The 7679-nt window shown below is 31.6% G+C and carries 8 protein-coding genes; all 8 read right to left on the reverse strand.

The window, feature by feature from the left end:
* Window positions 1–131: 131 nt before the first annotated feature.
* On the reverse strand, window positions 132–1379 hold the full coding sequence (locus KHW44_RS04345; protein ID WP_304066412.1) for a folylpolyglutamate synthase/dihydrofolate synthase family protein: 1248 nt from the start codon (window positions 1377–1379) through the stop codon (window positions 132–134).
* A gap of 88 nt (window positions 1380–1467) precedes the next feature.
* Window positions 1468–2535, reverse strand: a complete 1068-nt coding sequence (gene prfA / locus KHW44_RS04350) for a peptide chain release factor 1 (protein ID WP_094207346.1) — start codon at window positions 2533–2535, stop codon at window positions 1468–1470.
* A gap of 2 nt (window positions 2536–2537) precedes the next feature.
* Window positions 2538–3329 (reverse strand): peptide chain release factor N(5)-glutamine methyltransferase, encoded by a 792-nt coding sequence (gene prmC / locus KHW44_RS04355; RefSeq protein WP_304066420.1) that lies wholly within the window; start codon window positions 3327–3329, stop codon window positions 2538–2540.
* Entirely contained in the window at window positions 3323–4219 is an 897-nt protein-coding gene (locus KHW44_RS04360) for a DUF1385 domain-containing protein (protein WP_278725574.1), read from the reverse strand. The genes prmC and KHW44_RS04360 overlap by 7 nt, the downstream gene beginning before the upstream one ends.
* Window positions 4220–4297: 78 nt before the next feature.
* A complete protein-coding gene (gene rpmE, locus KHW44_RS04365; RefSeq protein WP_002836835.1) occupies window positions 4298–4501 on the reverse strand; it encodes a 50S ribosomal protein L31 in 204 nt (67 codons plus the stop codon).
* A 100-nt stretch (window positions 4502–4601) separates the two neighbouring features.
* Window positions 4602–5918, reverse strand: coding sequence for a transcription termination factor Rho (gene rho, locus KHW44_RS04370; protein WP_304066426.1), 1317 nt, complete (start codon window positions 5916–5918; stop codon window positions 4602–4604).
* A gap of 11 nt (window positions 5919–5929) precedes the next feature.
* Window positions 5930–6613 carry a cytochrome c biogenesis CcdA family protein gene (locus tag KHW44_RS04375; RefSeq protein ID WP_304066429.1) on the reverse strand — a complete coding sequence of 228 codons (684 nt, stop codon included), beginning with the start codon at window positions 6611–6613 and terminating at the stop codon, window positions 5930–5932.
* Entirely contained in the window at window positions 6606–7232 is a 627-nt protein-coding gene (locus KHW44_RS04380; RefSeq protein WP_304066432.1) for a thioredoxin family protein, read from the reverse strand. Before KHW44_RS04380 ends, KHW44_RS04375 begins: the two co-directional genes overlap by 8 nt.
* Window positions 7233–7679: the final 447 nt, after the last annotated feature.

Raw genomic sequence — 7679 nt, forward strand, 5'->3', positions numbered from 1 at the left:
CATTTATTATTTGTTCTTCATTTTTAGGAAATATCATAACATCACAACTACCTCCAATTTTGAAAGTAGTGTGATTTTTCATTGGCTCATCGTATAAAATTTCTCCGATATTTTTCCCATCAAAAACTTTTTTATAAATGTTCATAAGCTTGCTCCGCACTGTACAACGTTCCAAAAATTATAATTACATCGTCTTTGAAATGTTCAATAGCATAATCCACGGCGTCATTTACATTTGGTTTTGCGACAACATTATCGCTGTATGCTTCGATTTGATTTTTCAAATCTTCTGCTTTTAATGCCCTTGGTGAATCTGTCGTAAATGTCACAAATGCTTTGGCATTTTCATGGATTAGTTTGATTTCATCGTTATAGTCCTTGTCTTTCAATACACCGTAAACAAATACGATTTTCTTATCACCAAACACAGATTCTATTGATGATTTCAAAGCTTTAACCCCATCGGCATTGTGTCCGCCATCGTATATTACTGTTGGGTTGTGTCTAATCACATCAAATCTTGCAGGAATATATGCGTTTTTGAAACCATTGATGATATCTTCATCAGACAAATCGAGTTCATCTCTTAACACATCAATAGCGCTCAATGCTAATTGTGCGTTGAATAATTGATATTTTCCTACTAATCTAGTTTCAATGTGTAAATTTTTCCAATCGAAAGAATTGTGTGTTGCATTTATTTCTATATTTTTGGCTTCATCAAAATCGCAAATATATAGCTTGTTGTTTCTTTCTTCTGCAACTTCTCTGAATACGTCTAACACACTTTCTTGTTGATCATAAACAACACATCTTCCATTTTGTTTCATGATACAAGCTTTTTCGTATGCGATTTCTTCCAAAGTATTTCCCAAATATTCTTGGTGATCCAATCCGATTTTTGTAATTACAGATAACAATGTTTCATCTGTTGCGTTGGTCGCATCCAATCTTCCGCCCATTCCAACTTCAAGAACAACATATTCGCATTTTTGTTCAGCAAAATAATAAATCGCACACAAAGTTATAAATTCAAATGTAGACACCTTTATATCATTTTCTTCAATAGTATCCTTGATAATTTCGAAAATTCTCATGAAATCTTCTTCCGAAATTTCCTTGTCGATTTTTATTCTATCGTAAAAATTAATTATGTGAGGTGATGTAAAAAGTCCAGTTTTATATCCGTGTTCTTTAAGTGTTTGGTATATAAAAGTTGATGTGGAACCTTTACCGTTAGTTCCAGCAACGTGGATTATTTTAAAACTTTTTTCGGGATTACCTAGAATTTTCAAAGTTTTTTGCATTCTATCAAGTCCCAACTTGTAACCATCTCTTCCAATTTTATCCAAATATTCATAAATTAATTCACTATTCATTTTTATCTCCTAAATTTAAATATATATCTAATTATATCATTACTTGCTATAATATAAAAAACTCGAGCATTTAAACTCGAGTTAATTTTTAATTCATCATTTTTAATTTTTCAGCTTGATCGTAACTTGTTAAATCATCAATCATTTCTTCAATATCTCCATCTAAGAAATTTTGTAATTGGAATATTGTTTTGTTGATTCTGTGATCAGTTATTCTTCCTTGTGGGAAGTTGTAAGTTCTAATTCTTTCAGAACGATCCCCTGTACCAACTTGAGATTTACGAGCATCTGCTCTATCTTTGTTCTTTTCTTCTTCCATCAAATCATATAATCTAGATTTCAAAACTTTCATAGCTTTGTCTTTATTTTTTATTTGAGATTTTTCATCTTGACAAGTCACTACAAGGCCTGTTGGAATGTGCGTTATTCTAACAGCAGAGTCAGTAGTGTTTACACATTGACCACCATTACCACTTGCTCTGAACACGTCAATTCTCAAATCTTTTTGTTCAATCTTAATATCAACATCTTCGGCTTCCGGTAACACAGCAACAGTTGCCGTAGATGTGTGAATTCTTCCTGAACTTTCAGTTTGAGGAACTCTTTGAACTCTGTGGACTCCTGATTCGTATTTTAATCTAGAATAAGCGCCTTTTCCTTTAACCATCATTACAGCTTCTTTAACACCGCCAACACCTTGTTGTTGAATATCCATAACTTCTGTTGTCCAGCGTTTTTTATCAGAATACATTTGGTACATTCTCAAAAGTTCACCAGCAAATAAACCTGCTTCATCTCCGCCAGCACCTGCTCTTATTTCAATAAATACGTTCTTTTCATCGTTAGGATCTTTTGGCAACAACAAAATTTTCAATTCTTCTTGATCGTTTTCAATTTGTTCTTCCAATGTTGAGATTTCATCTTTCAATAGTTCTTCCATTTCACTATCTCCAGTAGTACCCAACAGCTCCTTATCTTCTTGTAAATTTTTCAAATTATCTTTGTATGACAAATATTTATTAACAACTGGTTCTAAATCAGCGTGTTCTTTCATTAATTTCGTCCAATTTTCCATGTCAGCGATAACTTCAGGATCTGCGACTTTTACTTCTAAGTCTTTGAACTTATCAACAACACTATCTAAATTTTCAAACATAATTACCTCCTCGCAATTATTACTCTATCAAAACCGTTAAAATCTTTAATGCAATAGTGATTTTCAAATCCGTTTTCATCTAAAATCTCAAATATGCTCTCTATTTGATTATAACCTATTTCAAAAGCGAGCATACCATCTTCATTTAAATAATCACTAGCTTGATTTATTATCTTTCTATAAAAATACAGTCCATCATCTCCACCAAAAAGTGCAGATCGTGGTTCTTTTAAAATTTTTGTTTCAAGTGAATCGAAATCTTTTTTGTCTATATAAGGCGGATTGGAAACTATCAAATCAAACTTAGAATTCACATTCTCATACAAATCAGAATAAATAAATTCAACGTTAGTCGCATTTAAGCTTTCTGCATTTTTCTTGGAAAGTTCAATAGCCTTTTTGTTTATATCCACTCCCAAAACTTTTGAATCCAATTCCAAATTCAAAGTGATTGATATTATCCCAGATCCAATTCCGATTTCAAGTATATTGTCAAACTTACGATTAGTCTTGATTATTTCGTCTACTAAAATTTCAGTATCAAATCTTGGAATTAAAACATCAGGATCTGTATAAAACTTTCTATTATAAAAGTACTTAAACCCAAGTATATATTCGATTGGAATATCCTCATCGTAAAGTCTTTTGTATTCAAAAATTATTTTCTCATCATTCCCATTTATCTCATCATTTGAATGAATAATAGAATCAGAAAAACTATATTTGTATAATTTTTCCAAAATCATCAGACAATCAGATTTGTCGAATAAATTGTAAATATCTTTGATTACCATAAATCTTCATCTTCTTTTTCTGGAATAACACTTTTAAGTGCCAATATAGCAACTTCTATCATCTTGTCGTCAGGCTCTCTTACTGTAAAATACTTTTGAACCCATAATCCTGGTTTCACAAGTAGTGCCGTTATTGTATTATCGTATTTTCCGATTAATCTGTTAATTTCATACGAAATCGACACAATCACTGGAAGTAATATTATACGATACAACATTCTCATCAACTGATTCGGCCATCCAACTAAACCCAACACCAAAATAGAAATTATCATAACCGTAAACAAAAAACTAGTACCACATCTTGGATGAAGTCTACTTTGTTTTCTAACATTTTCAACAGTCAAATCCAGTCCTTGTTCATAGCAATAAATACTCTTGTGTTCAGCACCATGATATTCAAAAACTCTTTTCATATCTTTTGAATGAGAAACTATAAAAAGATATGTGAAAAATATTATAATTCGTATCAATCCTTCGATTAAATTGAAACTAAAAGATGAATGATTTAGCTTAACAAATGATGTAAGAAAAGTTGGAATGAAGAAGAAAAACAGTAATGCCAATGCCACTGATGCAATTATAGAAAACACATTTTCTACTTTTCTGGCATTGTTTTTAAAATGCTTATCGAAGAAGTTATCGCTATCATCTTCGTAAAAACTTGCTGAATACATCAAAGCATCCATTCCCAACTTCATAGAATCAAACAAACTAACAACTCCTCTTATAAAAGGAATCTTCATCAAATTTATTTTATTGTTTTCTAAGTCTTTTACCACCAAATCAATTTCTTGATCAGGCTTTCTGACTGCTATGGAGTACTTTGAAGGGCCTCTCATCAGAATTCCTTCAATTAAAGCTTGTCCTCCAATTGTTGTTTTCTTCATGTCAATTTACCTTTTCATTATTCATTATCTATTTTTTAACACAAAAATACCAGCACCTAAAAGGTACTGGCAAAAATGCTAATCCATGTTGTATTTTTTCTTGAATTTTTCTACTCTACCACCATGTTCTACAAATCTTTGACGTCCTGTATAAAATGGGTGACATTGACTACAAACTTCGACGTTTATGTTTTCTTTAGTAGATCCTACTTTAAAAGTATTGCCACAAGAAGCGCAAGTTACTGTAGCTTCGTGGTATTCTGGATGTAAATCTTTTTTCATATTATCACCTCGTTTTTCTCAAAATTATTTTCGACTTACCTATTATAACACATGAGTATGAACTTGTCTACAAAATTTGAATATTTCACTATAAATTTCTTTACAAACTTTGCAAATTATTTATTGATTTTACAAATTCTTGGTTTGATTTTGTGTTTTTAATCATTTTTATAATTTGGTCTGCAATATTTTTGTTTTCTTGTGAATTCAATTGTTTTCTTATTTTATTAATTGCTGATAATTCTTCTTTTGTAAGAAGTAATTCATCTTTCCTGGTTCCGGATTTGTTCAAATCAATTGCAGGGAACACTCTCTGTTCCGACAGGCTCCTATCCAATTTGATTTCCATATTTCCAGTTCCCTTGAATTCTTCGAAAATAACATCATCCATTCTGGATCCTGTTTCAATCAAAGCCGTCGCCAATATAGTCAATGAACCGCCTTCTTCAATATTTCTTGCCGCGCCAAAAAATCTTTTAGGACCATTCAATGCTAAAGGATCAAGTCCGCCGGACAAAGTCTTACCTGAATAAGGACTAGTAACATTATATGCACGAGATAATCTAGTAATTGAATCGACCAATATTACGACATCTTTCTTGTGTTCTACAAGCCTCTTGGCCCTCTCTATCACGATTTCAGCAACCCTAATATGATTTTGAGGCATTTCATCAAAAGTAGATGCTACGACATCTGCTCCCAAAACAGAACGCTTCATATCTGTAACTTCTTCCGGCCTTTCATCAATTAACAAAACAGTAACATGAATTTCCGGATAATTTTTTCTTATAGAGTTTGCTATGTTTTTTAGCAAAGTCGTCTTACCTGTTTTAGGTGATGCCACAATCAAACCTCTTTGACCTTTTCCAACAGGACTTATTAAATCCATAATTCTCATTGAAACATTCTTTGAATCTCTTTCTAAAGTCAATCTTTCTCTTGGATAAATAGGAGTCAAATTCTCAAAATCAGGTCTATTTCTAAGATTTTCAACAGTATCTCCATTTACACGATTCACATAAATCAAAGCATCGAATTTCTCTTTATCTTTTTTCTCGCGAGATAATCCCTCTACAAAATCCCCTGTCTTTAATTTAAATCTTCTAACTTGAACAGGAGGTACGTAAATATCATCATCTCCTGAATCGTATCCTTCCGATCTCAAAAATCCATATCCGTTTTCGTGTAAATCCAAGATTCCTTCCACTTTCAAAGGATCCTTCAAATCTTTTTCATCATTAGAAGAAGAATCTTCGTAATCTTCCTCAGAGTTATTTCTCTCATTAATATTAACTTGACTAATGATCTCTTTTATCAAATCTTGCTTATTATATTTACTAATACCTGCAACACCTACAGCTTTAGCAATAATCTTTAAATCTTGTAATTTTTTAGATTCTAATACATCTTTTTCCAATAAATTTCCTCCTAAATACCTTGGTACAAGAAATACAATCCAAATAACATCAATACTGCACCAAGAACTATTTCTATAATTTTAGAAACCTTAGTATATGAATCATTTTGAATAATCTCTTCGACTTTACCCATCAACAAAGCAGACATAAATACCAAAAAGCAATTCCCAATACCATAAAATACGAACAGAATAATAGAAAATAAAATATTTTTAGTATTAGCCGCTATAGCCATCAATGAAACCAAAACAGGTGTAGAACATGGCGATGCAAACACCGCTTGAATAACACCAGCTATAAAAGCTCCCAAAAGCCCAGTCTTTGTAATCTTACTGGATTTATTGAGGCTAATAATCTTGATAACATGCCAATTTTGAAACGCCATAAGAATTAAAATTATTCCAACAATGATATAAAATACTCTACTAAATTGATTTAAAATTTTACCAACCAAGGCAGCCGTCAATCCAAAAATTGTGAAAACTAAAATGCTACCTAAACTGAAAACCAATGCCACCTTGAACGATTTTTTCTTATCGTAATTATTCCCCGACAAATACCCAATTATAATTGGAATCATCGGCAATGAGCAGGGAAGAAAACTAGTCAAAATCCCCGCAACCAAAGAAATAATAGGAGCCAAATAAACATAATCCTTGACTAATTTTGACAAAAATTCTAATAAACTATCCATTGATCATATCCGAAATCAATATTTCTAATTCATTTTCCTTCAACAAACCTTCGTGAATATATCCCTTTTTACCATTAACAGTAACCTCTTGAAAATACTCATCCATCACGCTTTGAGCCTTATCAGAAAATTTAAAATTTTCTTTTAAAGGAATAAAAATTTGTGTAGGAGTAACTCTAATACCAGCTTGTGATGCAAAATCATTGTTTACATTAACTTCAACATCCTTAACAACGGCTTTCCCCTTGAACTTATTGAAAGTATTGTCTATATATGGAGCCATTTCCTTACAAGGAGCACATTCAATCCAAGTAAAGTTTACAAAAACAGGCTTATCATATGAAAAAAACTTCTCAAAACCAGCATCTTTTCCAGCAAATAAAACATCTTCCTTGTCTATTTCCTTGTAAGCTTCCTTGAAATTATTCAAATCTGATGAACTTTTATTCTCACTACTAGAACTACTATTTTCTTTAACATTTCCATCAGTCTCAGTTTGCTTAGCACTATTATCATTATTAATTGGCATAACTGGTTTATTCTTTATAAAAAACATTATTAAAACAGCTACCGCAATAAATGCAATAACTAAAATAGATTTTGATTTATTACTCTTCATAATCATTTCCTTTCTTTACTTCTGATCTATTCTATATTCAAATTACTATTGATATACTATACTATTATATCAAACTTACCTTCTTATTTACACCTCAGTTCATTTTCATAATATAAGATTTCTGAAGAGAGGCTGAGCGAGTCAGACAATTAAATTTCCCCTAAGATATTCTTGTGAGATGTTTGCTACAATTCTGAACCTTGCTTGTCCTTCAACTGTCATCTAGTGAATCCTTTGCACCATTTTTTTGTCCTTGTCCTTAAATTCCCAACATAACGAAACCTTCAAGCAAACAATCGAAGCTAAGAATATCATACGGAGAAAATAATCATAAATTCAAGCAAAGTAAACCGTTAAAAAATTGTGCTGTTTGAGTGCGTAGCACGAGTTCACAATTTTAGGTTCACAAGCTTAGAATTTATTTATTTTCGTAGTCTAGATATTCGT

The sequence above is a fragment of the Finegoldia magna genome, assembly GCF_018371055.1.
In the GTDB taxonomy this organism is placed as follows: domain Bacteria; phylum Bacillota; class Clostridia; order Tissierellales; family Peptoniphilaceae; genus Finegoldia; species Finegoldia magna_I.

Excerpts from the sequence above, each read along its gene's own strand:
- KHW44_RS04345 (WP_304066412.1), bottom strand. The coding sequence starts at position 1,379 with ATGAATAGTGAATTAATTTATGAATATTTGGATAAAATTGGAAGAGAT.
- prfA (WP_094207346.1), bottom strand. The coding sequence starts at position 2,535 with ATGTTTGAAAATTTAGATAGTGTTGTTGATAAGTTCAAAGACTTAGAA.
- prmC (WP_304066420.1), bottom strand. The coding sequence starts at position 3,329 with ATGGTAATCAAAGATATTTACAATTTATTCGACAAATCTGATTGTCTG.
- KHW44_RS04360 (WP_278725574.1), bottom strand. The coding sequence starts at position 4,219 with ATGAAGAAAACAACAATTGGAGGACAAGCTTTAATTGAAGGAATTCTG.
- rpmE (WP_002836835.1), bottom strand. The coding sequence starts at position 4,501 with ATGAAAAAAGATTTACATCCAGAATACCACGAAGCTACAGTAACTTGC.
- KHW44_RS04375 (WP_304066429.1), bottom strand. The coding sequence starts at position 6,613 with ATGGATAGTTTATTAGAATTTTTGTCAAAATTAGTCAAGGATTATGTT.
- KHW44_RS04380 (WP_304066432.1), bottom strand. The coding sequence starts at position 7,232 with ATGAAGAGTAATAAATCAAAATCTATTTTAGTTATTGCATTTATTGCG.